Source organism: Streptomyces sp. NPDC055239 (assembly GCF_053606205.1).
In genome coordinates this window covers 31,115-57,748 of record NZ_JBSGRD010000026.1, presented here as the reverse complement: position 1 = coordinate 57,748, position 26,634 = coordinate 31,115, and the positions used below count along the sequence as shown (strand labels likewise).

Annotated in this window: 21 protein-coding genes; 8 read left to right on the top strand and 13 right to left on the bottom strand. The window is 71.8% G+C overall.

The window, feature by feature from the left end; translation table 11 throughout:
• Positions 1 to 95: 95 nt before the first annotated feature.
• Both ACWFRJ_RS43945 and ACWFRJ_RS43940 read left to right on the top strand, forming a co-directional pair.
• Positions 96 to 2,021, top strand: a complete 1,926-nt coding sequence (locus tag ACWFRJ_RS43945; RefSeq protein WP_453544599.1) for an ABC1 kinase family protein — start codon at positions 96 to 98, stop codon at positions 2,019 to 2,021.
• A 94-nt stretch (positions 2,022 to 2,115) separates the two neighbouring features.
• Entirely contained in the window at positions 2,116 to 3,054 is a 939-nt protein-coding gene (locus tag ACWFRJ_RS43940) for an amidohydrolase family protein (protein WP_453544597.1), read from the top strand.
• A 4-nt stretch (positions 3,055 to 3,058) separates the two neighbouring features.
• Here ACWFRJ_RS43940 and ACWFRJ_RS43935 read toward each other — a convergent pair whose 3' ends face one another.
• The 10 genes from ACWFRJ_RS43935 to ACWFRJ_RS43890 all read right to left on the bottom strand — a co-directional run bounded on the left by ACWFRJ_RS43935 (position 3,059) and on the right by ACWFRJ_RS43890 (position 15,200).
• Positions 3,059 to 4,546, bottom strand: a complete 1,488-nt coding sequence (locus tag ACWFRJ_RS43935) for a peptide MFS transporter (protein WP_453544595.1) — start codon at positions 4,544 to 4,546, stop codon at positions 3,059 to 3,061.
• 89 nt (positions 4,547 to 4,635) lie between these two features.
• Positions 4,636 to 5,643, bottom strand: a complete 1,008-nt coding sequence (locus tag ACWFRJ_RS43930) for a cytochrome d ubiquinol oxidase subunit II (protein WP_453544593.1) — start codon at positions 5,641 to 5,643, stop codon at positions 4,636 to 4,638.
• 12 nt (positions 5,644 to 5,655) lie between these two features.
• Complete coding sequence (locus ACWFRJ_RS43925; RefSeq protein ID WP_453544591.1) at positions 5,656 to 6,918, bottom strand: cytochrome ubiquinol oxidase subunit I; 1,263 nt, start codon at positions 6,916 to 6,918, stop codon at positions 5,656 to 5,658.
• Positions 6,919 to 7,021: 103 nt separating this feature from the next.
• Entirely contained in the window at positions 7,022 to 9,196 is a 2,175-nt protein-coding gene (locus ACWFRJ_RS43920; RefSeq protein WP_453544621.1) for an MMPL family transporter, read from the bottom strand.
• 95 nt (positions 9,197 to 9,291) lie between these two features.
• Positions 9,292 to 9,858, bottom strand: a complete 567-nt coding sequence (locus ACWFRJ_RS43915; protein WP_453544589.1) for a DUF4865 family protein — start codon at positions 9,856 to 9,858, stop codon at positions 9,292 to 9,294.
• Positions 9,859 to 9,961: 103 nt separating this feature from the next.
• On the bottom strand, positions 9,962 to 10,453 hold the full coding sequence (locus tag ACWFRJ_RS43910; protein WP_453544587.1) for a MarR family winged helix-turn-helix transcriptional regulator: 492 nt from the start codon (positions 10,451 to 10,453) through the stop codon (positions 9,962 to 9,964).
• 83 nt (positions 10,454 to 10,536) lie between these two features.
• Entirely contained in the window at positions 10,537 to 11,025 is a 489-nt protein-coding gene (locus ACWFRJ_RS43905; RefSeq protein ID WP_453544585.1) for an SgcJ/EcaC family oxidoreductase, read from the bottom strand.
• A gap of 139 nt (positions 11,026 to 11,164) precedes the next feature.
• Positions 11,165 to 12,919 (bottom strand): hypothetical protein, encoded by a 1,755-nt coding sequence (locus ACWFRJ_RS43900; protein ID WP_453544583.1) that lies wholly within the window; start codon positions 12,917 to 12,919, stop codon positions 11,165 to 11,167.
• A complete protein-coding gene (locus ACWFRJ_RS43895; protein WP_453544581.1) occupies positions 12,919 to 13,797 on the bottom strand; it encodes a hypothetical protein in 879 nt (292 codons plus the stop codon). Before ACWFRJ_RS43895 ends, ACWFRJ_RS43900 begins: the two co-directional genes overlap by 1 nt.
• A gap of 44 nt (positions 13,798 to 13,841) precedes the next feature.
• Positions 13,842 to 15,200, bottom strand: coding sequence for a TolB family protein (locus ACWFRJ_RS43890; RefSeq protein WP_453544579.1), 1,359 nt, complete (start codon positions 15,198 to 15,200; stop codon positions 13,842 to 13,844).
• A 453-nt stretch (positions 15,201 to 15,653) separates the two neighbouring features.
• Between ACWFRJ_RS43890 and ACWFRJ_RS43885 the strand changes: the two genes are divergently transcribed.
• The gene (locus ACWFRJ_RS43885) at positions 15,654 to 15,818 is read left to right on the top strand and encodes a hypothetical protein (protein WP_453544577.1); all 165 of its coding nucleotides are present in this window, start codon (positions 15,654 to 15,656) and stop codon (positions 15,816 to 15,818) included.
• Here ACWFRJ_RS43885 and ACWFRJ_RS43880 read toward each other — a convergent pair.
• The 3 genes from ACWFRJ_RS43880 to ACWFRJ_RS43870 all read right to left on the bottom strand — a co-directional run bounded on the left by ACWFRJ_RS43880 (position 15,793) and on the right by ACWFRJ_RS43870 (position 19,324).
• Entirely contained in the window at positions 15,793 to 17,004 is a 1,212-nt protein-coding gene (locus tag ACWFRJ_RS43880) for a cytochrome P450 (protein WP_453544575.1), read from the bottom strand. The genes ACWFRJ_RS43885 and ACWFRJ_RS43880 overlap by 26 nt on opposite strands.
• 1 nt (position 17,005) lies before the next feature.
• Entirely contained in the window at positions 17,006 to 18,457 is a 1,452-nt protein-coding gene (locus ACWFRJ_RS43875; protein WP_453544573.1) for a multicopper oxidase family protein, read from the bottom strand.
• Between the two features lie 90 nt (positions 18,458 to 18,547).
• Entirely contained in the window at positions 18,548 to 19,324 is a 777-nt protein-coding gene (locus ACWFRJ_RS43870; RefSeq protein ID WP_453544571.1) for an SDR family NAD(P)-dependent oxidoreductase, read from the bottom strand.
• Positions 19,325 to 19,602: 278 nt separating this feature from the next.
• Between ACWFRJ_RS43870 and ACWFRJ_RS43865 the strand changes: the two genes are divergently transcribed.
• The 5 genes from ACWFRJ_RS43865 to ACWFRJ_RS43845 are packed head-to-tail and all read left to right on the top strand — an operon-like array spanning position 19,603 to position 26,526.
• Positions 19,603 to 20,553 carry a hypothetical protein gene (locus ACWFRJ_RS43865; protein WP_453544570.1) on the top strand — a complete coding sequence of 317 codons (951 nt, stop codon included), beginning with the start codon at positions 19,603 to 19,605 and terminating at the stop codon, positions 20,551 to 20,553.
• A 48-nt stretch (positions 20,554 to 20,601) separates the two neighbouring features.
• Positions 20,602 to 21,120, top strand: a complete 519-nt coding sequence (locus ACWFRJ_RS43860; protein WP_453544568.1) for a cobalamin B12-binding domain-containing protein — start codon at positions 20,602 to 20,604, stop codon at positions 21,118 to 21,120.
• Entirely contained in the window at positions 21,117 to 24,419 is a 3,303-nt protein-coding gene (locus ACWFRJ_RS43855) for an FAD/NAD(P)-binding protein (RefSeq protein ID WP_453544566.1), read from the top strand. The genes ACWFRJ_RS43860 and ACWFRJ_RS43855 overlap by 4 nt, the downstream gene beginning before the upstream one ends.
• Positions 24,419 to 26,128, top strand: coding sequence for an acyl-CoA synthetase (locus ACWFRJ_RS43850; RefSeq protein ID WP_453544564.1), 1,710 nt, complete (start codon positions 24,419 to 24,421; stop codon positions 26,126 to 26,128). The genes ACWFRJ_RS43855 and ACWFRJ_RS43850 overlap by 1 nt, the downstream gene beginning before the upstream one ends.
• Positions 26,125 to 26,526, top strand: a complete 402-nt coding sequence (locus ACWFRJ_RS43845; protein ID WP_453544562.1) for a cupin domain-containing protein — start codon at positions 26,125 to 26,127, stop codon at positions 26,524 to 26,526. The genes ACWFRJ_RS43850 and ACWFRJ_RS43845 overlap by 4 nt, the downstream gene beginning before the upstream one ends.
• Positions 26,527 to 26,634: the final 108 nt, after the last annotated feature.

The following is a 26,634-nucleotide window of genomic DNA, read 5'->3' as shown; positions in this document are numbered from 1 at the left end:
TCTGCCCTGGCCCACTCGAGAACCGCTCGAGACGATCGGGGGCACGGTCCAGGCCGCTCGAGGGATACTCGAGCGGGAGTAGCGACACTTGCGCTATGTGGATCATCGCCGGACTCACCGGGACGCTAGCCATCGTTCTCCTCCCGGCCTTCCTGGGACGCCGCCTCCTGGGCATCAAGGCCGGGCCGCTGCGGCTCCTGGTGGCAGGCGTCGTCGGGGTCTCCGTCTCGGGAACCCTGCTCGGGCCCCAGCTGCAGAATTCGGATCGTCGGCACGTACTGCTGTCGCTGATGATCGGGATAGGGCTGCTGACGGCCATGGTCACGCTCGTCTCACTGCGGGCGCTGCTGCCTCCGGGGAGCGGACCGCTGGACCTGATACGCGGGGTCAGGGGGCGGATCGCACGGGGGCGCCGCTATACGCACATCGCCCGGATCGCCGGGCGGCACGGTCTTGGACCGTACTTGCGGGGGCGCAGAGCCGTCGAGAACGCGGCGCCCCACCAACTCCTTGCGCAGGAGTTGCGGCAGGCCCTGCAGGCCGGCGGGGTCACCTTCGTGAAGCTCGGCCAGCTGATGTCGACCCGGCGGGATCTGCTGCCGCAGCCGTATGTGGAAGAGCTGAGCCGGCTGCAGGACCAGGTCGCGCCCGCTCCCTGGCCACAGGTCCAGGAGACGCTGATCGCCGAGCTGGGGGCGGACCCGGGGCAGGTCTTCGCGGAGTTCGACCGGCTGCCGCTCGCCGCAGCCTCCATCGCGCAGGTGCACGCCGCTGTCCTCCACGACGGGACCCGGGTCGTCGTCAAGATCCAGCGGCCCGGCATCCAGGAGCTCGTCGAGCGGGATCTGGACATCGTGAACAGGCTGGCGGCCACGCTGCAGAGCCGTACCAACTGGGGCCGGAGCCTGGGCCTGACCGACCTGGCCCGGGGGTTCGCGGTCGCGCTGTGCGAAGAGCTCGACTTCCGCATCGAGGCACGGAACATGACAGCCGTGCGGATGGCGGCCGAGGCGCGCGGCGACTGGAGCGTCACCGTGCCGCAGGTGTTCGAACAGCTGGGCACCGCACGGGTGCTGGTGATGAGCCGTATCGACGGTGTGCCCCTGGGCCGGGTGGCGCCCGGCACCGCGGAGCTCGGGGAGAAACTGGCCAGCACGCTGCTCACGGCGCTGCTCAACCAGATCATGCAGGACGGGGTGTTCCACGCCGACCCCCACCCCGGAAACATCATGGTGCTGCCCGACGGCACCCCTGCGATGCTGGATTTCGGTTCGGTGGGCCGCATCGACACGGGGTTGAGGGCCTCCATGGCCGGGTTGTTCCTGGCGGTCGACCGGGGGGATCCCACCGCGCTGTGCGATGCACTGCTCGAGGTGACCAACCGGCCGGAGCAGGTCGACGAGCAGCGGCTGCGGCGGGCGCTGGGGCACTTCAGCGCCCGCTACCTCGTCCATGGCGGTGCCCAGGACGCGGTGATGTTCACCGAACTGTTCCGGCTGATGACGGACTTCAGGCTGGCCGTCCCACCGGAGATCGCGGCCGTGTTCCGGGCACTGGCCACGATGGAGGGCACCCTGACCCGCCTTTCGGACGGCTTCGACATCGTGGAGGCGTCCCGTGCGTACGCCGCAACGCAGTTCGCCCGGCAGCTGAGCCCCGGGACGGCGGGCGAGACGGCGCGCGACGAGCTGGTCGCGCTGCTGCCGGTGCTGCGCCGGCTGCCGCGGCGTCTGGACCGGATCAGCGGGGCGCTGGAGGAGGGCCGGCTGGGAGTCAACGTCCGGCTGCTCGCCGACCCGCGGGACCAGCGCGTGATAGGCGAGCTGCTCAGCCGGGTGCTGCTGGCGTTCCTCGCGGTCTTCTTCGGCATCGCCGGGGTGCTGCTGCTCCTCGGCTCGAAGGGCGGGCCCGAGGTCGCCACCGGTCTTGGGCTGTACGCCTTGATCGGCTACCACCTGCTGCTGCTCTCCGGGGTTCTGGTGCTGCGCACGGTCTACACGCTGGCCCGGCCGCTGGCCTGAGGCCAGCGCACGAGCTGAGCTCGCGTACGAGTGATCCTCGATCCGGTGCCACAAGAATCGGCCGCTCGCCTGATTACAGGAAGGGACCGATCCGATGAGCCAGGTACGGCATATCGATGTGCATCACCACTTCATCCCCGAGTTCTACCGCGACCTCGCCGAGCGGGCAGGTCATGTGCTCTCCGGCGGCGCGCCGATACCGCCGTGGACGCCCGGGGAGAGCCTGGCGATGCTCGACGGCGCCGGGATCGAGCGCGCGCTGCTCTCGATCGCCCCGCCGGGGGTGTACTTCGGGGATCGGGCGGCGGCGGCCGATCTTGCCACCCGGTGCAACGACCACCTGGCCCAGCTGATCAAGGAACACCCCGGCCGCTTCGGCGGGTTCGGGGTGCTGCCCCTGCCCGACGTCGACGCCGCTCTCGCCGAGATCGACCGGATCTTCGACGTGCACCGCCTGGACGGTGTGGGGCTCTACACCAATGTGGCCGGCCGGTACCTCGGCGATCCCGCTTTCGAGCCGGTGTTCGCCGAGCTGGACCGGCGCCGGGCGGTCGCCTATCTGCATCCGGCCGAGCCGCCGGTGAACCCTGCCCCCGGGCTGGGGCTGCCGGGCTGGTACGGCGAGTTCGTGTTCGACACAGCCAGGGCGCTGTCACAGATGATCGTGCAGGGCACGCTCAGCCGCCATCGCGATGTCTCGCTGATCGTGGCCCACGCGGGCGGCACCGCGCCGGCCATCGTCCAGCGGATCGAGAACGTGCGCCGGACGACGCCGGGCGCCGCGCAGGAGACTTCCGTCGACTTCCTGAAGCGGATCTACTTCGACACGGCCAGCTGCGGTGCGGGCCACGGGCTGCGCCTTGTCCGCGACCTGGTGGGCACGGAGCGCATCCTGGTCGGCTCCGACTACCCGTTCGTGCCGCCGCACTCGGTGGGGGCGCTGACGAAGAACCTCGCCGATCCGCGTTTTCTGGGCGTCGGGCCCGCCACCTTGCGGGAGAACACGGTCCGCCTCTTCCCCCACCTGGGCTGATGGGTCAGACGCCCAGGCGCCGGGTGAGCGGCCGCCGGGCCAGGAGCAGGCCCGCGCCGACGGCGAGCACCACGAGGCCGAGCGTGAGGAAGTAGCCGGGGCCGGGGACGTCGTCGCCGGAGATCTTCAGTGCGTTGCCGCCAAGACCTCCGCCCAGTGCGCCGGACAGCCAGAACAGGGACACCATCTGGCTGACGAACGTCGCGGGGGCGATGGCCGTGGTGGCGCTCATGCCGACCGGCGCGAAGGACACCTCGCCCGCCGCAAGGAGCAGGTAGGCCACGATCAGCCAGAGTGGGGAGACCCGTTCGCCGCCCGAGGCGGACAGGGCCGCCAGGGACATCACCAGGTAGGCGGTGCCGGTGCAGGACATGCCGATGGCGTACTTCACGGCGGTGGCGACGCGGGATCCGGCATGCGTCCACAGCCAGGCGAAGAAGGGGGCGGTGATCAGGACGAAGAGCGGGATCGCGGCATGGAACCAGCTGGCGGGGATGGTGGTGCCGAACACCTCGCGGTCGGTGGACTCCTTGGCGAACAGAGTGAACACGGAGCCGCCCTGCAGGAACATCGCCCAGAAGACCGCCGAGGCGGCGAAGAGCCAGATGTACGTCTTGACCCGGGTCCGCTCGTCGGCGCTCAGCAGCGGGTTGCGGAGGAGACGGGTGAAGCAGTAGACGGGCAGGACGACGCACAACAGGCCTATGAGCGCCATGACATGGCCGATCCGGAACGAGCCCAGGGCCGCGTCCGTGCCGTACACGAGCACGAGCAGCGCGCCGCCGGTCAGGGACGCGCGCCGCACCCGGTCGCGCTGCAGGGGGGTGGCCGCCCGCTCGGGCACCCGGCCGACGTCGCCGAAGTGGCGGGAGCCGCGGACGTACTGCAGCAGGCCGGCGGCCATTCCGGCCGCCGCGAGGCCAAAGCCCAGGTGCCAGTTGACGCGTTCACCGACGACTCCCACCACGATCGGTGCGAGGAGTGCGCTGACCTGGACGCTCATGTAGAAGATCGAGAAGCCCGCGTCCCTGCCCGCGCGGTCGTCGGGGCGGTAGAACGCGCTGAGGAGGCTGGCCATGTTGGGCTTGAGGAGCCCGGTGCCCGCCGCGATCAGCAGCAGACCGGGGTAGAAGAACCCGGGGTGGGGAACGGCGAGGCAGAGGTGGCCGAGCCCGATGGTCACCCCGCCGTGGAGCACCGCCCGGTAGGAGCCGAGGATGCGGTCGCCCAGCCAGCCGCCGGGCACGGAGGTGATGAACACCGAGGCCATGTAGAGACCGAAGAGGAGCGTGGCGTCGGCCTTGCTCATGCCCAGGCCGCCGCCGGACTTGTCCTGCGTGGCGTACAGGACCAGGATCGCCGTCATCCCGTAGAAGCTGAACCGCTCCCACACGTCGGTGCCGAACAGGGTGTTGAACCAGCGCGGCCGTCCCAGCAGCCCGGTCTCTGCGGACTGCTGGGCGGCCTCGGGCCGGACCGGGGCGATCGTCATGGTTCCTCCGTACGTCTCCGGGGCAGGGAGCGAGGTTCGTACGGGTGCACCGAGGACGGCTCAAGGCCGCCTCAAGACCGCCTCGGGGCTCAGAAGTACACCGGGGACCGCTCGTCGGTCCGGGTGCGAAACGCCCACCACTGCATGGCCTGGAAGGCGAGCAGCACCGGCAGCACCAGCAGCATCACGGGGCCGACCAGGCTCAGGGTGTCGGGGTGTGCGGCGGCCTGTGCGAGCGAGAGGTTCTCTCCCTGGTACGTGCTCACCACCGTCTGGGGAAAGCGGCCGAGGCCGATCGCCAGGACGGGAAGGCACGCGGCCAGGCCGCTGAACAGCGGGGCGCCCGCGCTGTTGGACGCCACGAGGCGTGCCGCCAGCAGCGCGGCGGCCATCGCGGCCACGGCGACCAGCACGGCAGGCAGCGCGTTGGGCACTCCGTCCCGGGTCCTGGCGTCGAGGGCGGCAGTCAAGAGCGTGAGCAGTCCGAGCCCCGCCGCCGCGGTGCCCAGCCAGGAGGTCAGCTTCGCGGCCCGTTCGGCGACCGGGCCCGTCGTCCTGCGGGCCAGGAACACGGCGCCGTGCAGTGCCAGGACGGCGACGGCGGTCAGCGCGGAGGCCACCGGTACGGGGCGCAGCAACAGGTCGAGGGAAGGGCTCAGGTGCCCGTCCTTGACGGGGAGCGCGCCGAGCACCGCGCCGCCCAGGGCGCCCCACATGAGGGCCAGCGCCACGCAGGCGGTCTGCACCACGGCGTCCCAGCGCCGCCGCCAGCCGGGGGACGGCACGCGGCGGCGGAACTGGATCGCGGCGTGCCGCAGCAGCAGCGCGGCGACAGCCACGACGACCAGCGGGGCCATGCCGCTCACGACGGTGGACTCCAGGCCGGGGAATCCGCCGAGCGTGATGCCCGCGGCGGCCACCAGCCAGACCTCGTTGCCGAGGAAGAACGGCCCGGTGGCCGCGTCGAGGGTGCGGCGCTCGGCGTCGGTGCGGGCGACGAGGCGGCCCACGATCCCGCTGCCGATGGTGATGCCGTCGAGCACGAGATAGCCCGTCACCAGCAGTGCCAGCAGGGCGTACCAGATGTTGTCCCACATGGTGTGCGCCTTTCAGTAGGTCAACGTGGCTTCGTCTGCGGGCTTTTCGGCCGGGCTGGGGGCCCTCCCGAGGTGTGCCGCGTCCGGTCCCCGCCGGGCGAAACGCAGCAGCAGGGCCCAGTCGATGAGCGTGAGGGCCGCGACGAGTACGCCGAAGACGAGGAGTGAGGCGAGCGCGCCGCCGACGGTCAGTCCGGGGGTGATCGCTTCCTCGGTCTTGAGCACTCCGTAGATGGCCCAGGGCTGGCGCCCGGACTCACGGAAGATCCATCCGGCGGTGCTGGCGAGGTAGGGCAGGACCACGGAAGCGCTGAGCAGCCACAGCAGGATGCGGCGGCGGATCAGGTTCCGTTTGATCAGGAACAGCAGGGCGATGAGGGTGACGCCCATCATCACGCCCCAGCTGGAGATCATGAAGCTCTCCGCGGACTTGACGTAGTCGGGACCGTAGTAGTTGTCGGGCCCGAACTTCTCGGTGAACTCCTTGGCCTGGGCCACCGCGCCCTTGTCCCCCGCACCGAATTTGGTCGGGGCCTGGTCGGCCACCACCTGGAACAGGCTGGCGCCCATGACGCCGGTGATCATGGCCATGGCCGCGGCGACGGGGAGGGCCAGCTTCATCGACGACCAGAAGAACTCCGTGTGTGCGGTGCGCCGTCGCAGGTGCCAGGCGCTGACCGCGACGACGAAGAAGGCTCCGGTGGTCAGCGCGCCGGTCAGGACGTGCGCCATCGCGGAGCTCGCGTTGGAGTTCTGGAAGAGGGTGGCGGCATTGACCGGCACCATTTCGCCGTCGACCGTCCGCGTGCCCGCGGGGTACTGGAGAAATCCGTTGGCGGCCATGACGAAGAAGACCGAGGCGTACGCGGTGAGGGCCACCAGCCAGATCAGTACGGTGTGCGCGGTGCGGCCCAACCGGTCCCAGCCGAAGATCCACAGGCCGAGCAGCGTGGACTCGGCGAAGAACGCCACCAGAGTCTCGACCGCGAGGGGTGCGCCGAAGACGTTGCCCGCGGCATGGGTGAGGCCGCTCCAGTTCAGCCCGAACTGGAACTCCATCACGATGCCGGTGCCGATTCCCAGGGCGTAGTTGATCAGATAGAGCTGCCCCCAGAACCTGGTCTGGGCGCGGTGCTTCTCCTTGCCGGTGATCGCCCAGCGCGTCTGCATGACGACGAGGAAGGTGACCAGACCGAGGGTGAGCGAGACGAACAGGTAGTGCGCGATGGCGGTGAGGGCGAATTGGAGCCGTGCGAGGGTGAGCACGTCGTCCACGAGGGTCTCTCCTTGTGCAGCCGAGCGTATGGATGGGCCGGTGCGAGGGCCGCAGGACGGAGTCCGGACGCCGTCAGGGGCGCCCGGACTCCCGTTTCGGGGGTCAGTGCTTCTCGAGGTTCAGCTTCGGCAGCATCCGGTCCAGGCCTGCCGGGATCCACCAGGCCCCCCGCCCCATCAGCTGCAGCGCGGCGGGGACGATCATCAGGCGGATGATGACGGCGTCGACGAAGACGGCGACGGCCATCCCGAAGCCGAACTGCTGCAGCATGCGGTCGCCGTTGAGCATGAAGGCCCCGAAGACCGCGACCATGATGGCGCCGGCGGCGATGATGACTCCGCCGGTGTGCGCCAGTCCTTCGCGGATGGCGGTGCCGTGCTCGTTCGTACGGTCCCACTCCTCGCGGATCCGGGTGACGAGGAAGATCTCGTAGTCCATGGACAGGCCGAAGACGATCGCGAAGACCATGATCGGCAGGAAGGCTTCGATCGGTCCTGACTCGATGCCGAACATGCCCTTCTGGAAGACGAGCGTCATCGCACCGAGTGCGGCTCCGATGCTCAGCAGGTTCAGCAGCGCGGCCTTGAGCGGAACAAGCACCGAGCGGAACACCATGACCAGGAGGATCAGCGAGAGTCCCACCACGATCGCGATGAACAGCGGCATCCGCTTGGCGACGGTGTCGGAGTAGTCCACGACGGCCGAGGTCGATCCGCCGACCAGGTACTCGGCGCCGGTCCGCTCGCCGAGCGCCGGAAGGACGTCGTCGCGCAGCACGTGCACCAGGTCGGAGGTCTCGCCGTCCTGCGGAGCAAAGTCGGGGAACGCGATCACGGTGAACGCGCCCTTGTCCTTTGCGGGGATGGGGCCGGTGGCGGCCGCGATGCCCTTGGTGTCGTTGAGCTTCACGGTCAGTGCCTGGGCAGCCTCGTCCTTGCCTTCGGCCACCACGACCAGCGGGCCGTTGAAGCCGGGGCCGAAGCCCTCGGCCAGCAGGTCGTAGGCGCTTCGGCTGGTGGACTTCGCCGGGTCGTTGCCCGCGTCGGCGAAGCCGAGCCGCATGTCCAGGGCGGGGGCGGCAAGGGCGCCGAGCGCGGCGACGGCCAGCACCAGGACGGCCAGCGGCCGGCGCTGGACGAACCCGGCCCAGCGGCGCCAGCCGGTGCCCGGGGCGGGCTTGCCCTTGTCGGTCCGCTTCTGGGCCTTGGCCGTGAACTGGCGGGCGAAGCGCTTGCCGAAGATCGCAAGGAGGGAGGGCAGCAGGGTGAGCGAGGCCAGCATGGTGACCAGCACGGTGAGCGCGAGCGCCACGGCGGTGCCCTGCAGGGAACCGAGCCCCAGGGCCACCAGGCCCAGCAGGGCGACGATGACGGTGCACCCCGCGAAGAAGACGGTGCGTCCGGCCAGGTCGAGCGCGCGCCGCGAGGCATCCTCCGGTGAGGCGCCCTTGACCAGTTCGGCCCGGTAGCGGGCGAAGATCAGCAGTGCGTAGTCGATGCCGACGCCCAAGCCCACCAGGATCATGATGTACGGGGTGTAGCTGGCGATGGTGAAGGTGTGCGAGAGGACGATGATGGCGCCGAGGGTGCTGCCGACCGCGAACACCGCGGTGATGACCGGCAGTCCGGCCGCGATGACCGTGCCGAACATGATGCCGAGGATCACCAGTGCGGCGAGCATGCCGGCGCCCTCCGCCGCGCCGCTCTCCTGCTCGGCCAGCTTCCTGGCCGCGTCGCCGCCGAGTTCGACCTGCAGACCGTCCGACTGCGCCGTGCGGGCGGTGTCCAGGATGCGCTGGGTGTCGGCCTTCTCCATGTCCTCGGCCTTGCCGTCCAGGACGACCGTGGCGTAACCGATCGTGCCGTCCTTGGAGAGGGCGGACTGGTCCTGGTAAAGGCTGCGCACCTGGGCGACCCTGGGCAGGTCGGCCACCTCGGCCAGCATGCCGGTCACCCGCTGCTTCACGGTCGCCGCGGTGAGACCGTCCTTGTCGTGCAGCACGATGTCCACGGAGTCGCCCGCGTCGGCGGACCCGTGTTCCTTCATGACGTCCAGCGCCTGCTGGCTCTCGGTGCCCGGCAGTGAGAAGTCGTCACGGTAGCGGTCACCGGCTGCCGACGCGCCCGCCCAGACACCGACGAGGATCACCAGCCACAGCACCAGCGCCGTCCACCGGTGGCGCTGGGCGAAGCCGGCGGTGCGCTCAAGGACGCTTCTGCGGGGTGGAGGCGGCGGCGCCGGGCGATTCTCCTGCGTGTGGGCGGGCGTATAGGTCACCGTGCGCTCCTTGTCTGGGTCACTCACCCAGGGATCCACAGCGTTCTCGAGCATCGCCTGAGGCGTGCTCGAGCGCGAGCAGAGCTGACTGGGCGTCAGTTCGTAGGGGTGGGGGGCAGGGACAGGTGCAGCACACGCAGCACCCGGGCCCCGCTCTTGGGCTCGGGGGCGTCCTGTCCCGCGCGCAGCAGAGTGCGCCGGGTGACCGTCATGGTCACCGGGTCGAGCTCAGTGATGTGCGAGTGGACCGCCGGGTCCCGCAGGGCGGCGCGGTGCCGTTCCTGCTCGAGTTCGGCCACCGCGCGCAGATCCGTCACGGGCCCCAGTTCCTCGGACTCGGCCACCAGGTGTGCGACGGGTCCCGTACCGATGCTCAGCTGGATCACGGCGCCCGTCCGCACGGGCACCGGGCCGAACGCGGAGCACAGTCCGGCGTACTCGGCTCCGGTGAGGAAGGAGCTGAACTCGGCGGTGTCGGCCCACACGTAGAACGGCGCGTAGCTGTTGTGTCCGTCACCGCTTTCGGCCTCGGTGACGCAGAAGGCCTTCAGCAGCAGTCCTGCCCTGGTGTCCCAGGGCGCGGCCTTGGCCGCCACCCGGTCGCGTATCCGGGTCATGTCGTAGTCGGCGGGAAGAGGGATGGAGTAATGAGCGGACAGCATGGTCCCGGTCACCTCGTTCGCTGGGAACGGCAGAGGAACTGCCGGTCGCCGAGGGTGCCGTTTCCTGCTTGAGTCCGGGTCGGGCGGTGGAGGGGCGCGGCGGCTACTTGGCCTGAAGCCGCTGGGTCTCGGTGTGGAAGATCTCGTTGCTCCGGTCGGTGATCTCCACGAGCAGCTCGAGCTGCTCCTCGGTGAGCCCGAGCAGGAGCTCGCCGAACGCCGCCCGGTAGTCGGTAAGCAGGACGTCGACCTGTGAGGCGAAGGCCTCGGGCACGGCCTCGACGATGACGCGCCTGCGGTCCACCGGGTCGGGCCTGCGCCGGACGAATCCGGCCTTCTGGAGCCGGTCGATCACCGTGGTGATGGCGCCGCCGCGGCTGAGACCGACCTGTTCGGCAAGGTGTCCCGGGGTCGTGGGCCCTTCCAGGTCCAGCAGGCTCAGACAGTTGAAGTCGGTGGCGTTGAGCCCCACGGCCTGGGCCACCGCCGACTGGAACAGGACGGTCCTGGCGGCCTGGACCCGCAGCGCCGTCGCCAGCGCCAGCAGCCCGGGTCCGGGGCCGTCCGCACTGTCCGCCGCACCGTCAAGACGCATGTCGGAGCTGCCCTTCCTGTCAGGTGACCGAGAACAGCAGCGTACTGCCCTGCCGGGGCCGCTCCGTCGTGCGGCGGTCGCTCTCAGGCGGCCCGCCGCGTTCTGTCGACACGCATCCTGACGGCCTTGGCACCCACCGAGAACAGCGGCCCGCTGGTCGGGAACGGCTTGATGCGGCCGTTGTGGAAGGTCTCCACGAGCCAGTGGCCGTCCTTCCTGACCAGCGTGAGCGTCTGCCGCGAGAGCCGCTTGGGCACGACCCTGGGCTGCCAGGGGTAGAGCGCGGCCCCGGTGGCGACCACCACCACGACGTCGTCGCGGAGCACGTGGACGCTCTCGATCTCGTGGGTGACCAGCCTCGTCCCGTACAGCATGGTGCGGAACATCAGGCTGTGCAGGTCCGCGATCTCCTGGCGGCCCCTGAGCAGCGTCCCGTTGAACTGGACGTAGGTGGCGTCGGGGGCGAAGAGCGCTCCGTAACCCTCGCCGTCCGCGTGGTCCCAGCGGTCGCTGAGCTCCTGCATCAGGGTGCGGACGTCGAGTTCTGCCGGGTTGACCGTGGTGGCGCACATGACTGTCCCTTCTCGAGCAAATTCTCTCTATCTTCGCGCTTCTCTAATTTAGAGAGACTTTTTCGGCCCGTCAAGCCCGCAACGTCAAAGCACCCCGGGCGGCCGCTTCAGCGGCCGCCCGGGGTGCTTTGACGCGCACTCAGAACGCGATCGGGAAGAGCCCGTCGTACGCCCCCGCCCGGACGGCGAGCAGCACCGCGAGCGTGCGCAGCGGGGTGTGGTCGGCCGACTTCAGCCGGTCCCCGCTCTCCGCGCAGCGGTCCCCCGCACAGAGCCCCGCCCGCCGCCAGGCCGCCTCGACGTCCGTGCCCGGGCGCGTGATCCACACCCCGGCCACCGAGGACTCGAAGGAGGCGCCCTTGCCGCTGGAGTACACGCCCTCACCGACCCGGGACGCCCCCGACTCCCGTACCGCCCGCTGCCGCAGCCGCGCGTCGTCGCACGCGCCGGCGACGGCCGCCAGGCGCGCGGCACGGGTCAGCGAACCTCCACCGGCCGAACCCCCCTTGCCCGAACCGCCTTTGCCCGAACGGGACTTGACGGTACGCAGCGCCGAACTCGGCGCACACAGCCGGTCCCGGCCCCGGGCTGACGCCCCCAGGTCGAGGGCGCTCAGCAGCAGCCGGGCCTCGTCGGCGGCGGGGACAGAGGCCGCCGTCGGCGCGGGCAGCCCGGCGTCGACCGTGCGGACGAGGGGGGCGCCCAGCGTCCGGGCGAGCTGGCGCAGGTTCACCCGGACCGCCAACTGCGCGGTGTCGTAGGGGGCCTTGTGGCGGGAGGCCGCCGGCAGCCAGACCTCGCGCACCTGGCGGGCCAGCCCCGCCGCGAACGGCTCGGTGTACCCGGTGCGCCCGGCGACCGCCATCGCGGCGGCCGAGGAGCCGAGCGCGGTCTCCCGCGCCTCCTTCCCGGGCCAGCCCATGCGGGAGTGCGCTCCGGGCGCGGGCGCCTTGGCACCCGCACAGCCCAGGCGCAGGGCCAGATAGGTGGCCTGCGGATCGCCGGCCGTGCCGCCGGGCAGTGCCACACCGCCGTCGGGCCGTACCGCCGCCGCGCAGGACGCCGGGTCGAACGCCGGCAGCGGAGCGCCGAGTTGGCCCGCCGCCGTGCGCAGCGCGTCCTCCGAGGCGAGCCTGACGGCGTCCATGCCGCGCTGGGCCAGGGCCCGGTGGGCGGCCGCGGCGAGCGCCGCCGTCCGCGGGGGCGGGGTGAGGCGCAAGGCGCCCGCGGTCTGCAGGACCGAGATCGCGGCACCCGGGTCCCGGGTGACACCGGCCGGGGTCAGGGAGGCCAGCAGGCCCGCCGCCCGGGTCCGCACCTGCGCGGGCACGGGCAGTTTGAGCCGGGCCAGCACCCGCACGGCCACCGCGGTGCTGCCCTGGTCGGCCGCCTTGGCCGACCTCGCCGTGCGGTAGCCATCGCCGCTGCGCAGCCCTTCCAGGGAGCGGGCGACGCGTGCCCGGTCGGGGCTGCCGCCCGCGGCGAGCTGGGCCTGGACGGCGAACTCGATCTGGGCGATCGCGGGAAGGCCCGAGGACTCCAGGAGGCCCTGCTCCGCCGCGGAGGCCCACGGCCGCATCCGGTCCGGTTCGACGTGCACGCCGCGGGAGCCCGCGAGCTTGGCTGTGCGCAGCCGCCAGGTCGTCTCGTACAGCGAGAAGGGCGAACCCGCCGTGGACTGGGCGCCGTCCACGAAGTAGCCGCGCTTCCCCTCGCTCACCCAGGAGTCAAGCAGCAGTTGCCGCGCGTCGACGCGCGGCGCACCCGCACCGGCGTCCCGCACCCCGGAGGGTCCACCGGAACCGCAGCCCGTGACGGCCACCAGCAGGGCGACGCAGCAGGCCCGCACCGCTGCCTTCCGGAAGCGGTGCGGGCCAGGAGAATCCGTCCCCATCAGCTGTAGGCCCTGTCCTGGCTCGTCACGGTGAAGAAGGACGAGCCGAACTGGAAGGTCCCGGACACCGAGTGGCTGATGCGGAACACATTGGAGTAGTCGGCCTCGTTGGGCGGGTAGAACGCGACCTGGTCATAGGAGTGCTGGCTGTACCAGTTCCGCTCCACGTCGGTGCTCCAGCTCGCCTCCGCCGAGCTGCCGGTGCTCTTGACCGCGGCGCCCTCCGGGGCCCCGACCACGAAGAACGGAGCGCCGACCGAGCCGATGCGCCACGTGTCGGTGTGCTTGATGCTGTCCGCGTTGAACGGGCGGCCACCGAGCCAGGCCACATCGGACTTGGTGTCGGTGAAGATGGCGTAGTACTCCATGAACGGGACCTTGACGAAGCTGGACCCGGCCGCGGAGATCTCCCCGGGGGCCCCGCCCGCGGGCGAGACTCGGCCCGACTTGGAGGAGTCAAGCCACTGGTCACGGGTCGGGAAGCCGGACTGGTCGCCGTGGCCGCCGCTGTCGCCGCCCCCGCCGCTGTCGCCGCCCGTGCCGCCACCGGCCGTACCACCCGTCGTCTCGCCCGTGCCGCCGCCCGTCGTGCCGGCTGCCGTACCGGCTGCGGTCTCCTGGGAGGCGGCGGCCTTCTGACGCTCCTTGCGCTCCTTCTTGGCCGCATCGACGAGTTGGCGTTTGTCGCGTACGGACGGGTCCGCGACCCGGACCTCGCCGTGCGCGTCCTGCTTGTGCACGACGGTTCCCGGTGTGGCGCTCTCGGCGGCCTGGGAGTCCGAAGCGCCTTGGGTCACTCCGACGGCGACTCCGGCCAGGAGCAGCGCGGCCACGCCGGCGAACGAGGCCGAGCGCCTGCTGCGGAGGGCGATCCCCATGGTGGGTCCTTTCTGTGTCGACGGTGTACGGGGGCGGGTTGGGGTCACGACTGCGGGCGCCGGACGAAGATGTCGGGCTGCTTGTTGGTGTCACCGGCGACCAGATTGGTCGCGTAGGAGGTGAAGACGACGGAGCGCGCGGTGAAGTCGGAGTCCGGGAAGTAGCTGGCCTCGTCGGCCTCCTGGCCCTCGTTGCCCACGCTGATACGGCGCAGACCGCCCTCGGGCAGGTCGGCGACGAAGATGTCACGCACCTTGTTGGTGTCACCGGGGACCAGGTTGGGGCCCGCGGACGACATCGGTGCGTGCTTGGAGTCGCCGCTGATACTGGCCCAGAACGTGCCGCCGGGCGCGGGGACGCCGTCGGCCCCCTTGTCCAGGAGAGTCAGCGTGCCCTCCTCAAGGTCCTGCAGGTACGCGTGGTTCTGCCCGGTGGACGGGCTCTCCGCGGTCAGGTTGGTGGCGTGCGAGTTGAGCACCACGTAGCGGTTGTCGTCGCTGATGGTGCCGCCGATGGTGATCTGGTCGGACTCGACGCCCGCGGCGTTGACGCTCAGCCGGGTGGTGCGGCCGGTGCGGACGTCGTGCAGGAACTCGTCGACCTTGCCGTTGGTGTCCCCTTCCACCAGATTGGTGGCGTTGGAGAAGAGGGTGATGAAGCGGCCGTCGGCGCTGATCTGGGTACCGTCGGTGGCTGCGTTGCCCGGGGTGCCCTCGGAGCTCCTGCTCGTGCGCACCACGGTTCCGGTCCGCATGTCGCGCACCACGCTGTCCCAGGTGTCAGGCGTGTCGCCGCCCAGGATGTTGGTGGCCGCGGTGGTGAAGGCGACGTAGCGGCCGTCCTCGCTGACGGTCGGCCGCATGCTGTCGTTGTCGCCCTCCTTGCCGTCCTTGTCCCGGGAGACCAGGACGGTCTTCCCGGTCCGCAGGTCGGCCCGGAAGATCTGGGACTTGCCGCCACGGGCGCCGGGGGCCAGGTTGGTCGAGTCGGCCGCGTAGACGACGTAACGCCCGTCGTTGGAGATGATCGGGTCGATGCTGGTGCAGCCGTTGGACTCGTCGCCGTGCATCCCGGTGTTGACACGGGTCGTCCTGGCCGCGTCGAGATCGCGCAGGAAGATGTCGCTGCAGTCGTTGCGGTCCCCGCTCACCAGGTTGCTGGCGTGCGACGCGAAGACGGCGAGGCGGCCGTCACCACTGATCGAGGCCCGCTCGCTGGGGCCGTTGGCCGGTGCACCGCCCCGGCCCACACTGACCAGCAGGGTCTCCTCGGCCGACGCGGCGGCCTTTCCGGTTTTCTCCGCGGCGGGCGCGGGCGCGGCGGTGGCCGCGACGAGCGCCAGCGCGGAACCCAGCAGCGCTCCGCGCGTGGCCCGTACGCGCCCCGCTCGTTCCTTGGTCATTCAAGCCTCCTCGTGCCGCAGCCACTCGGCCGTCGGTTGCGGCAGAGATTCACACCGGAGGCTCGGGAGGCGCTCGAGAGGACCTTGACACCGCGCCGGAGCAGCGCTGCGCGCAGCAGGCGAACAGGGCACAGCCACCCGGGTCCGCGGGGGAATGAAGACCCGGATGGCTGTGGTTTCAGGAGGCGGCGCGGACGCCGCCGGCGGACGGGCCGCGAAGGCGGCCGGGAGCACGGCGCAGCCGATGCCGCTCGCGAGCGTGGCCAGGACGGCGTCGACGGCGTCGACGGTCCGCCTGGCCCGCCTGGCCCGCCTGGCCCGCAGCGGGCAACGGCCGACCGCTTGCCGAGATCACCGGTATGGGCACCTCGGCGGCCGGCGCCGGGTCATCGTCTCTCCACCGGCCTCAGGGAGCAGGAGCCGGCCCAGGCGTTCGCGCCGACGAGGGAGGTCATGCGCACCGCGCCGGAGGCATACGACGACGAACAGCTCGCCCTCGTCGCCGGATTCACCGGCCGGGTCGACGACATCCTGCGGGAGACGACCCGGCAGCTGCTGGCCCGGCCGCCGGCGCGGGCGGGCGGGTCCGCCCTCACCAGGCGACGGGAAGCGAGCTGACGCCCCTGATCATTCCCCTGCCCCAGACCACCTCGCCCTCGGCGACGGCGAGCCTCAGCGCGGGAAAGCGCCGCAGCAGCACGGTGAGCGCCACCTGGAGCTCGGCCCGGGCCAGGGGCGCCCCCAGGCAGTGGTGGATACCGGGGCCGAACGCGATGTGCCGATTGGCCGTGCGGCCCAGATCGAGCCGGTCCGGCTCGGGGAACACGGCGGCGTCCCGGTTGGCCGAGGCCGTGGACGGGATGACGCCGTCCCCCGGACGCACGACCGTGGAACCGATCTTGAACTCCTCGGTCGCGATCCGAATGGTGCCGCCGCTGACCGGTCCCGGCGTCCAGCGCAGCAGCTCGTCCACGGCCGCGGCCGGAAACAGCTCGCCGCCGCGCAGCGGTTCCAGCTGTTCGGGGTGGCGCAGCAGCGCAAGCACCGAGTTGGCCAGGGAGTGCGCCACTGTGTGATACCCGGCGGTGATCAACGTCCCGGCGACGGTGACCAGTTCGGCGGCGCTCAGCCGGTCGTCGTCCCGGGCCGAGATGAGCGCGCAGAGCAGATCGGCGGAGTCCGGGTCCTTCGGCGGCCGCCGCGCCTTCTCGGCGACCAGGTCCCGCAGATAGTCCGCGAGCCGCTCCCTGGCCTGGGCCACCGCCTCGCCCGCCCCGGGCTCCAGCGTGAGGGCCGCGTCCGTCCAGGCACGGAAGGAGTCCTGGTCGGCCGGGGGCACGCCCAGCAGTTCACAGATCGTGATGATGGGCAGCGGCATGGACAGGTGGGTGACGAGGTCCGCGGGCGAACCCGTCTCCTCCATCGCGTCCAGCAGCGCCTCGGTCGTCCGGGCGATCCTCGGCTTGAGCCGCTCGATGCGGCGGCTGGAGAAGGCGGGCACCAGCAGCCGGCGCAGCCGGGTGTGGTCGGGCGGGTCCATCGCCATGAGCGAGTCGGGCTCGGGCCTGGCCGGGCCCAGACGCACGGAGCCCTCCCGTGTGGTGGCCGCCCGGCTCAGGCGCTGGTCGGAGAGGACGGTGCGCACGTCCTCGTACCGGGTGACCAGCCAGGCCTCGTACCCGGTCGGCAGCTGCACGCGGGCCACCGGAGCGGTCTCCCGCAGCGTGGCGAACTCCTGTGGCGGGTCGAAGAGCTGGTCGGGCTGGAAGGGGAAGCGCAGTTCACCACCGGTGTCGTCCGCCATGTCAGTTCTCCACTTCCATCTGCCCCATCATGCCCATGGTCAGGTGGCCCATCAGGTGACAGTGGTACATGAACCTGCCGGTGTAGTCGGTGAATTTGATCTTCACTCGGGCCTTCTTGCCCGGCATCACCGTGATGGTGTCCTTCAGCCCGGCCTCGCCCGGCGCGGGTGCCCGGCCGTCCCGGTCCACCACCAGGAAGTGCTCGAGGTGCGTGTGGAGGGAGTGTGGGATGCCGAACCGGGTGTCCGTGTTCTCGATCGTCCAGATCTCCGTGTCACCGATCTTGGGCCTCAGGTCCACCCGGTTGACGTCGAAGTGCTTGTTGTTGATGAGGTGGTGGCCCGTGGCCGGGTCGAAGGACATGACGAAGTTGCGCTCCACGGTGGCCTTGCCCAGGTCAGGGGCGGGGCGCAGCACATCGGGAACCCGGCTCGGGTCGTCCGCGGTCCGCACCACGTCGAACCGCATGATCTCGGGGGCCTCGCCGGGAAAGGCGATCAGGTTGCGCAGCACGACCTTCGAGCCGACCGGGAAGCGCGAGAAGTCGATCACGACCTCCTGCCGCTCGGCCGGCCAGATCTCCACCGTCTTGGACGCTACCGGGGCGGGCAGCAGACCGCCGTCGGAGGCGATGTGCGTCATCTCGTGGCTCTCCCCCAGCTGGAGCACGAAGGCGCGCTCGTTGGAGGTGTTGGTCAGCCGGAACCGGTACTTGCGCGCCGCCACCTCGAAGAACGGGCGCGGGGCGCCGTTCACCAGGACGGTCGGCCGGTCCTCGAAGCCTTCCATGTCGTAGACGAGTGTTCCGTCGGCCTCGAACTTGGCGTCCCGCAGATACAGCGGGACGTCGTACTTGCCCTTGGGAAGCGGGAGCCGCTCCTCGAACTCGTCGGTCAGCACATAGCCTGCGGCGACACCCCGGTAGATGTTCTCGGCGTGCGCCTCGTGCGAGTGGTCGTGGATCCACATCGTCGACGCCCGCTGCGTATTGGGGTAGATGAACGCCCGGTTCATGCCCGGCGCGTTCTCGTTGTCGGGGTGGCCGTCGTACCGGGCCGGCACGTGTCCGCCGTGCAGGTGCATGGAGAACGGCACGTCCAGCTCGTTGATCTGCTCGATGACCACCGGGCGCCCCCGGGTGGCCCGGATGAGGGGGGTCAGCTCCCCGTTGAAGGTGCGCATCCTGGTGGTGGTACCGGGCAGGATGGTCGTCTCCACCTCGCGCGTCGCCAGCCGGTAGTAGTCGTAATTCTTGAACCCGGCGATGGGACGGCCCGTGGTGCGGGCCGGACGCAGCGCGCGCGGCACCCGCAGCGGCACACGGAACACCTGCTCAGCCGCGACCGCCTTGGACCCCGTCCCCGTCGTACCGAGAGCGAGCGCGGCGCCGGATCCGACCGCCAGAAGTCCCGTGGCGGCTCCCGCCTTGAATATCTGTCTGCGCGTCAGCACCGTGTCTCCTCCGCCCGGCCGCCGAAGCCGCCGCCTGTCTCCCCATGCCTGTCTGTACGCCGCATTCACCCGGAGTGCGCTCGGTGATCGCTAGAGCGACGGTGCAGCCGGTGACGGGGTCCGGTGAATCTTGTGCTGCGCCGCCTGGGCCCTGGGCCGTACCACCAGCAGATCGACGTTGACGTGCGCGGGGCGGGTCACGGCCCAGGCCACCGTGTCGGCGATGTCGGCCGCGGTGAGCGGATCGGCCACGCCCTCGTACACCTGGGCCGCCTTGCGCCCGTCGCCGCGGAAGCGGTTGAGCGCGAACTCCTCGGTCCGCACCAGGCCCGGCGCGATCTCGACCACGCGCACCGGCTGCCCGCACAGCTCCAGGCGCAGGGTGGCGGCGAGCGCGTGCGCACCGTGCTTGGCCGCCGCGTAGCCGCCTCCGCCCTCGTACGCCGTGTGCCCCGCGGTGGAGGAGAGCACGACGACCGTGCCGTCGCCCGAGGCCCTCAGCGCGGGCAACAGCGCCTGGGTGACGTTCAGGACGCCGAGCACGTTCACCTCGAACATGGCCGCCCAGTCGGCGGGGTCGGCCTCGGCGACGGTCTCCGTGCCGATCGCCCCGCCCGCGTTGTTGACCAGCACGTCGACCGCGCCGACCGCGGCCGCGAAGGCCTCGGCCTGGGCCCGGTCCGTGACGTCGAGGGGGTGGGCCAGCGCCTCGTGCCCCTGCCCGGTCAGCTCTTCGGCGAGCGCGTCCAGGCGGTCCTTGCGGCGCCCGGTGAGCACCACGCGGTACCCCTGCGCGGCGAGCCTGCGCGCGGTGGCGGCTCCGATCCCGCTGCTCGAGCCGGTGATGACAGCGGTACGGGTGGTCATGGGAAGGCCTCCTGCTCGGGCATGGGGCCGGAGACTCACCGGCCCTGAGCAGCGTGCCCACCACCACTCGAGTGCCCCTGCATTCCCTGTCGCACCGCGGCCCCGCCCGCCGGGCAGCCCCGCCGTCACCCGCGGTTGCCCGCGCCTTCGATACACACTGCAGCCATTCTTGAGTCGCCCTGCGGAGCATGCCGAGCCTCGGATCAATCCAATTCGCACCGCCCGCGGTGCGGTGCACCGTCCCGGCCTTCGCTTCCGGGACCGAGGAGGAACCCGTCATGCACGCGACCCCAAGCCACCCGGACTCGTCGGCCGTTGGGAACGGCCGTCTCGCGCGCCGCGGGATGCTGGCCGGACTGACGGCAGCGGCCGTTCTCGTCCCCACGGCCACGGCATCGGCGACACCCCGGCAGCAGCGCTTGCCCGCCGGACCGACCATCCAGGCCGTCGCCTCCGCGACGGGCATCGAACTGAGCACGCAGACGGTGCCGGCGGGTCCTGTCACCCTCTCGGCCTCCACCACCGAGCCCAAGCAACAGCCGCTCGGCCTCATCCGGCTGCGCCCCGACACCGACCTGGACACCTTCCTGGTCCACTACAAGACGGCGGCGACCGCCACGGACCCGGCGACACGCCGGGCCGCGCTCGCGCAGATCGACTCCGAGGCCCACTACTTCGGCGGGGTGGCGGTCACCTCCGCCAGCGGCACCGTCTCCGTGTCATGGATCCTGGCCCCCGGCACCTACCACCTCATCAACTACACGACGGTCGATCCCGCAAGCCCCGAGATCGGGACGCGCACACTGCGGGTCGGCCCGCCCGAGCGCCGGCCCCTCCAGCCGTGGTCCCCGACGCAGGTCATCGCCCCCTACGACGACGGTCCCGACGGCCGCTTCCTGACCGCGTCGGTCCTGACCGCCAAGGGCACCTTCCAGGTCGTCAACCACTCCGCGCAGCTGAACGAAGTGATGCTCTACAAGGCGACCGCCGAAGCCACCACCGAGACCGTCACGGCCTGCATGGAGGCGCTGCGCCAGGGCAAGGAGCCGCCCCTCTTCCCCTTCACCGGCATGCCCACCGGACTCACCCCGATCTCCCCCGGCGCCTCCGCGGTCCTCTCGCTCTCCCTGAAGCCCGGCCGCTACCTGATGACCAGCTTCATCAGCAACCGCACCACCTTGACCAAGCGCGCGTTCGAGGGCATGTGGCAACTGGTCACCCTGCGCTGACCCTTCCCCATGCCGCCCTGGTCCTTACGAGAGAGAGATGAACACGGTATGAGGACAGTGGCTCAACGAGACGGACGGCGGCGCATCCTGCTGTCGACGGTCTCCTCGGACGCCCACACCTGGAATCTGGTCTTTCTGCAGCTTCTCCTGGAGGAATCGGGCCACGAAGTCGTCAACCTCGGGCCCTGCGTACCGGACCAGCTGCTGATCGACTCGGCGCGCAGGGTCCGTCCCGACGCGGTCGTCATCAGCACCGTGAACGGACACGGAGAGCTCGACGGCGCCCGTGCGATCCGTAAGCTGCGCGCCGACCCCGTGGCCCGGGACATCCCCGTGATCATCGGGGGCAAGCTGGGGACCATCGGCGAGACCAGCGACTCCACGTCCGAGTCGCTCATCGAGGCGGGATTCGACGCGGTCTTCTCCGACACCGCCGACACCGCCGTCTTCGGCCGCCTGATCGCCGCTCTGCCCGCAGCCCGCACGGCGGCCCTCTCCGCCGCACCCGAGCAGTCGTCCGACGCGCTCCCCCGAGCGCACCGGACCACAGAGGGCCGGCAGGCATGACCGAGCCGAATCTGCCGGCGTCGCTCTCCGCCGATCTCGGCACCTACGTGCGCCGGGCCGCTGCCGCGAACGAACTGGTGGTCCAGCCCCGGATGGGGATGGCCGAACCGGACACGATGGCGGCGGGGCTGCGCGCCGTGGGCGCCGTCCCGCACCGCACGGTCGGCACCATCACGCTGGACGCCTACACCCGGGTCGGCGAACACGACCACGCACGCGCCGCGCTGGCCTCGGGCAGCAAGCTGAACGGATTCCCGATCGTGGTGCACGGCCCGGACATCGCCGCCGAGGTCGCCTCGGCCGCCGCCGGGCGGCCCGTCCAGGTCCGGCACGGATCCGCCGTCCCCCTGGCCATCTTCCGCACGATGGCAGAGGCGGGGCTCACCGCGAGCGAGGGCGGCCCGGTCTCGTACTGCCTGCCCTACGGCAGGACACCGCTGGCCGAGTCGGTCGCCAACTGGCGCGAGAGCAGCGCCGAATTCGCCGCACTCACCCGCAGCCGCAAGCTCCGGGCTCACCTGGAGACCTTCGGCGGCTGCCTGATGGGGCAGCTGTGCCCGCCGTCCATGCTCATCGCGGTGAGCCTGCTCGAGGGGCTGTTCTTCGCCCAACAGGGCGTTCAGAGCGTGTCGTTCAGCTATGCGCAGCAGACGGACGCCCGGCAGGACGTCGAGGCGCTCGCCGCGCTGCGCTTGCTCGCCGACGAGTGGCTGCCCGCCGGAATCGACCACCACATCGTGCTCTACGCCTACATGGGGGTCTTCCCCGGCAGCCCCCAGGGCGCGCAGCTCCTGATGGACCGGAGCGCGGAGCTCGCCGTCAGGGGCGGCGCCCAGCGGCTGATCGTGAAGACACCGGTCGAGGCCATCAGGCTGCCCACGGTCGCCGAGAACGTCGCCGCCCTGCGTTCCGCCGCGCGCGTCGCGGCGCAGGCCCGCGGCGAGAGCCAGGTGCCCTGGGCCCGGGAGGTCGACCCCGGCGAGGTGCTCAGCGAGGCACGTGCGCTGATCGAGGCGACCCTCGACCATCACGACGACGTGGGCACCGCGCTGATCAGGGCGTTCCGTTCGGGCGTGCTCGACGTGCCGTTCTGCCTGCACGAGGACAACCGGGGGCTGACCCAGGCCGGCGTCGACGGCGAGGGACGGCTCTGCTGGACCAAGACGGGCCGCCTGCCGCTTCCCCCGTCCAGCCGCCTGGCGGTGGGAGGCAAGGTCACGTCCGGGCGGCTGCTCCAGATGCTCCGCTACACCGCGGACCGGCACGACCTGCTGGCGCTCGACGCCGCACCGGCGTCCGACTGGGAGGAGCAGCCGCACGAGCCGCCCCAGGAACTGCCCCCGGCGCCCTACCGGATCGCCCTGGTGGGCACCGGGCCGCGCGGCACCTCCGTGCTGGAACGGCTGGTGGCGCGGCTCGCCGAGCGGCCCGCGGACCGTCCCGTCGAGGTGTACGCGGTGGACGCGGCCCAGGTGGGTCCCGGGCGGATCTGGCGCACGGACCAGCCCCGGTGGTCGCTGATGAACACCGTGGCGGGCGAGGTCACCATCTTCTCCGGACCGCCCGACGGCGGCCGGGACCGGGCGGGTGCGGGCCCCTCCCTGTACGAGTGGTGGCGGACCGTCGACCCGGTGGCCGCGGACCCCGGCGTCTGTGCGCCGCGCGCCCTCTACGGGCAGTACCTGAGCCATGCCCTCGACCGGATCGAGGAGACCCTGCCCCCCGAGGTGCTGCGCCTGCACCGCTTCGCGGGCATCCGCGTCGAGACGCTCGCCAAGGAGGCCGACGGCCGGTTCCTGCTCTCCCTGAACGACGGCCGCCATCTGCGGGCCGACCGGGTGGTCCTGACGACCGGTCACCCGCTGCCCGGCCTGCGGCCCGACCAGCAGGCACTGGCCGACTTCGCGCAGCGGCGCCCGCGTCTGCGCTACATACGGGGCGACTCGGCGATCGACATGCCGCTGGAGAGCATCCCGGCGGGCGCGGACGTCGGCGTCCTGGGGCTCGGCCTCTCCTTCTACGACGTGACCGCCGCCCTCACGGTGGGACGCGGCGGAAGATTCACCGAAGGCCCCGCGGGCGAACTGCGCTATCTGCCCAGCGGGCGGGAACCGGTGATCACCGCGGGTTCCCGCAGCGGTGCCCCGCTGTTCGCCCGGGGCCTCAACCAGAAGGCCCCCCGGCACTCCTACCGGCCACGGCTGTTCACCCACGAGCGGATGCGCGAGGCCCGGCGCAAGGGCAGGCTGGACTTCCGCCGCGATGTGCTGCCCTGGCTGCTTGCCGAGGTGGAACTGGTGCGCTGCGCCGCCGAGTTGCGCCGCGCCTACGGTCCCGACATCGCCGCGCGGTTCCTGGGCCGGGCCACGGAAGCGGCACGCCAGGCGACAGCGGCGGGTGCCGCGCCCCAGCAGGCCGTGGCCCGGGTGGCGGCCCGGTGCGGTCTGGAGAACCTGGAGCCGCTCGACCTGGAGGCGTGGGCCCTGCCGTTCCGGGGGCGGTCCTTCGCCGACGCCGGGGAGTTCCGGCAGGCGCTGACCGCGTTCCTCCACCAGGACCTGCGGCTCGCGGCCGAAGGCAACGAGGACGGACCGGTCAAGGCGTGCCTGGACACCATCCGCGACGTGCGCGGGGTGATGCGTACCGCCGTGGACTTCTCCGGGCTCACCCCCGACTCCCACCGGGATGACTTCTTGCGGGACTTCGTCCCCCTCGCGTCCCGGCTGACCACCGGGCCGCCCGCGGTCCGGGTGCGCCAGGTAATCGCCCTGGTGGAGGCGGGCGTGCTGCACATCATCGGCCCCGGTGCCCGGTTCGGCGCGGCCCCCGACGCCGGCCGGTTCTTCGTGGAGTCCCCGCACGTCGCCGGCAGCCGCAGGCTCATCGACTCGGTGATCGACGCCCGGATACCCGAGCCGGACCTGCGGCGCTCGCACACCGGTCTGTCCGCCAGGCTGCGTGACGCCGGACTGCTCACGGCGTACGTCAACCGGGGCCCCGACGGCACCGAGTTCGCCACCGGCGGGGTCGACGTCACGGCGTCGCCGTACCACCCGGTGGGCGCCGACGGCCAGGCCGAGACCGGCTTGTACGTCCTTGGCATCCCCAGCGAGTTCACTCGCTGGTTCACCCAGGTGGGCAGCGGACGGCCCGGGGTGCGGGGCGAGTTCGTCGCCGACGCCGACGCGATCGCCGAGGACGCCCTGGCCGGGGCCGAGCGGGGCGTGCGGCTCGGCGGCCTCGTGCTCGGTGAGCGGTGGCGCACCCTGCTGGACGCCGAGCGGGGAGGCGAGCACTGATGACCGGTGCGCTGACGAGCGACGCACACGGCGCGGCCCGGCACACCGCCGCGTCCGACGCCTTCCGGGCCGCGCGCGACCTGCTGCTGCGCCACCGGGGCGACCCCGGGGCGGCCGTGGCCACGTTCCGCTGGCCGCGCCCGGCCCATTTCAACTGGGCGCTGGAGTGGTTCGACGTGGTGGCGGCCAGGAACACCGCGCCCGCGCTGCGGCTGCTCGACCGGGCGGGCGGCGCGCAGAACATCAGCTACGAGGAGCTGTCGCTGCGCTCCGACGCGGTCGCGGTGTGGCTGACCCGCCTTGGCGTGGCGCGTGGGGACCGGCTGATGGTGGTGCTGGGCACGCAGCGGGAACTGTGGGAGGTGCTGCTCGCCGCGCTGAAGATCGGCGCCGTGGTGGTGCCCTGCCACCCGGAACTGACGGCGGCGGAGGCCGCTGACCGGGTGCGGCGCGGGCGCATCCGGCACCTGGTGTGCCGGGCGGACGCGGTGCAGGCGTTCGCGGGCACGGACGTGCCGGGGGCACGGATCGCTGTCCCCGGCGACGTGCCCGGCTGGATCGACTACCGCGACAGCGACCGGGAGACGGCCCGGTTCGTCCCCGACCGGCCCACCCCCGCCGACGACGTGGCGTTCTGCTACTTCACCTCGGGCACCACCTCGGCGCCCAAGCTCGTGGCGCACACCCACACCAGTTACCCGGTCGGGCATCTGTCCGGCCTCTACTGGAACGGGCTGCTCCCCGGGGACCTGCACGTCAACGTCTCCTCGCCGGGGTGGGCCAAGCACTCCTGGTCCAGCCTCTTCGTCCCGTGGAACGCCGAGGCCACCGTCGTCGCGCTGCCCCAAGGGCCGCTCGACGCGGCCGCGGTCCCCCGGATCCTGCGGGACCAGGGCGCGACCAGCTTCTGCGCACCGCCCAGTGTGTGGCAGCAGCTGCGGCCCCATCTCGACTCGGCCCGGCCGGCGTTGAGGGAGGCGACGAGCGCCGGTGAGCCGCTGGCCGCGGGGCTGGCCCAGGAGGTGCTGCACAGCTGGGGCGTGCGCGTGCGGGACGGCTACGGGCAGACCGAGACGACCGCGCTGATCGGCACCGCACCGGGGACCGAGCCCAGGCCCGGGCTGCTCGGCACCCCGCTGCCCGGCTACCGGATCAGCCTGCGCGACCCGCGCACCGGGGAGCCGGGTGACAGCGGGGAGATCTGCGTGGAGCTCGACGGCGAGCGGCCCGTGGGAGTGATGGCGGGGTACCTGGACGATCCCGAGCGCACCGAACAGGCCCTGGGGCGCGGCTGGTACGCGACCGGGGACCTTGCGGAGCGCTCCCCCGACGGCTGGATCAAGGTACTTGGCCGCCGCGACGACGTGTTCAAGTCCTACGGCCACCGGGTCTCCCCGTACGAGGCGGAGGCGGCTCTGCGCAGCCATCCGGCCGTCGCCGACCTGGCCGTCGTCCCGGTGCCGGACGCGACCGCGGGCCTGCTGCCGCTCGCCGTGGTGGTCCCGGCCCCCGGCCGCACAGCGGGCCCCGAGCTGGCCGCCGAGCTGCTGGCCCACTGCGCCAGGACGCTGTCGCCCGTGGGCCGTCCGGCCGGGGTCGAGTTCACCGCCGAACTGCCCCGGACGACCTCGGGAAAGGTGCGCCGCCAAGAGGTGCGCGACCGGATACGCAGCACATCGCCTGACACGGACGAGGAGTTGACGGCATGACGAGCAAGCCGACCCAGAGCACGGCCTCCCTGGTGATCGAGGGGCTCGACCGGCCGCGGGAGCTGGAGCGCAGGCTCAAGTTCACGCCGCTGACCGCCGACGGGCGGGTCGGTGTGGAGGTGTTCCCGCTCTACACCACCGAGCAGACCGGCCCCGGCGGCCCGGCGGCCTCGCTCGTCCGCTACCACCCGGGGGCCGCCGCCGCCCCGCACCGGCACACCGGCTACGAGATCATCCAGGTCCTCGAGGGCGAGCTGATCACCGAGGACGGCGTCCACCCGGCGCACTCGATGCTGGTCCTGCCACCGGGCAGTGTGCACGCCCCGCGCACCGAGAAGGGCGCGCTGATGCTGGTGGTCTGGGAAGCCCCGGTGGAGCCCGCCGAACCGGTGCAGTGAGCCGCCGGACGCCACGGGAAGCGCCGCCGGACCCGGGTCCGGCGGCGGGTAGCGGTGGCCCCCGGGGGGGGGGGGGCGCTCAGTGACCCGAGCAGGTTCGCGTCAAGG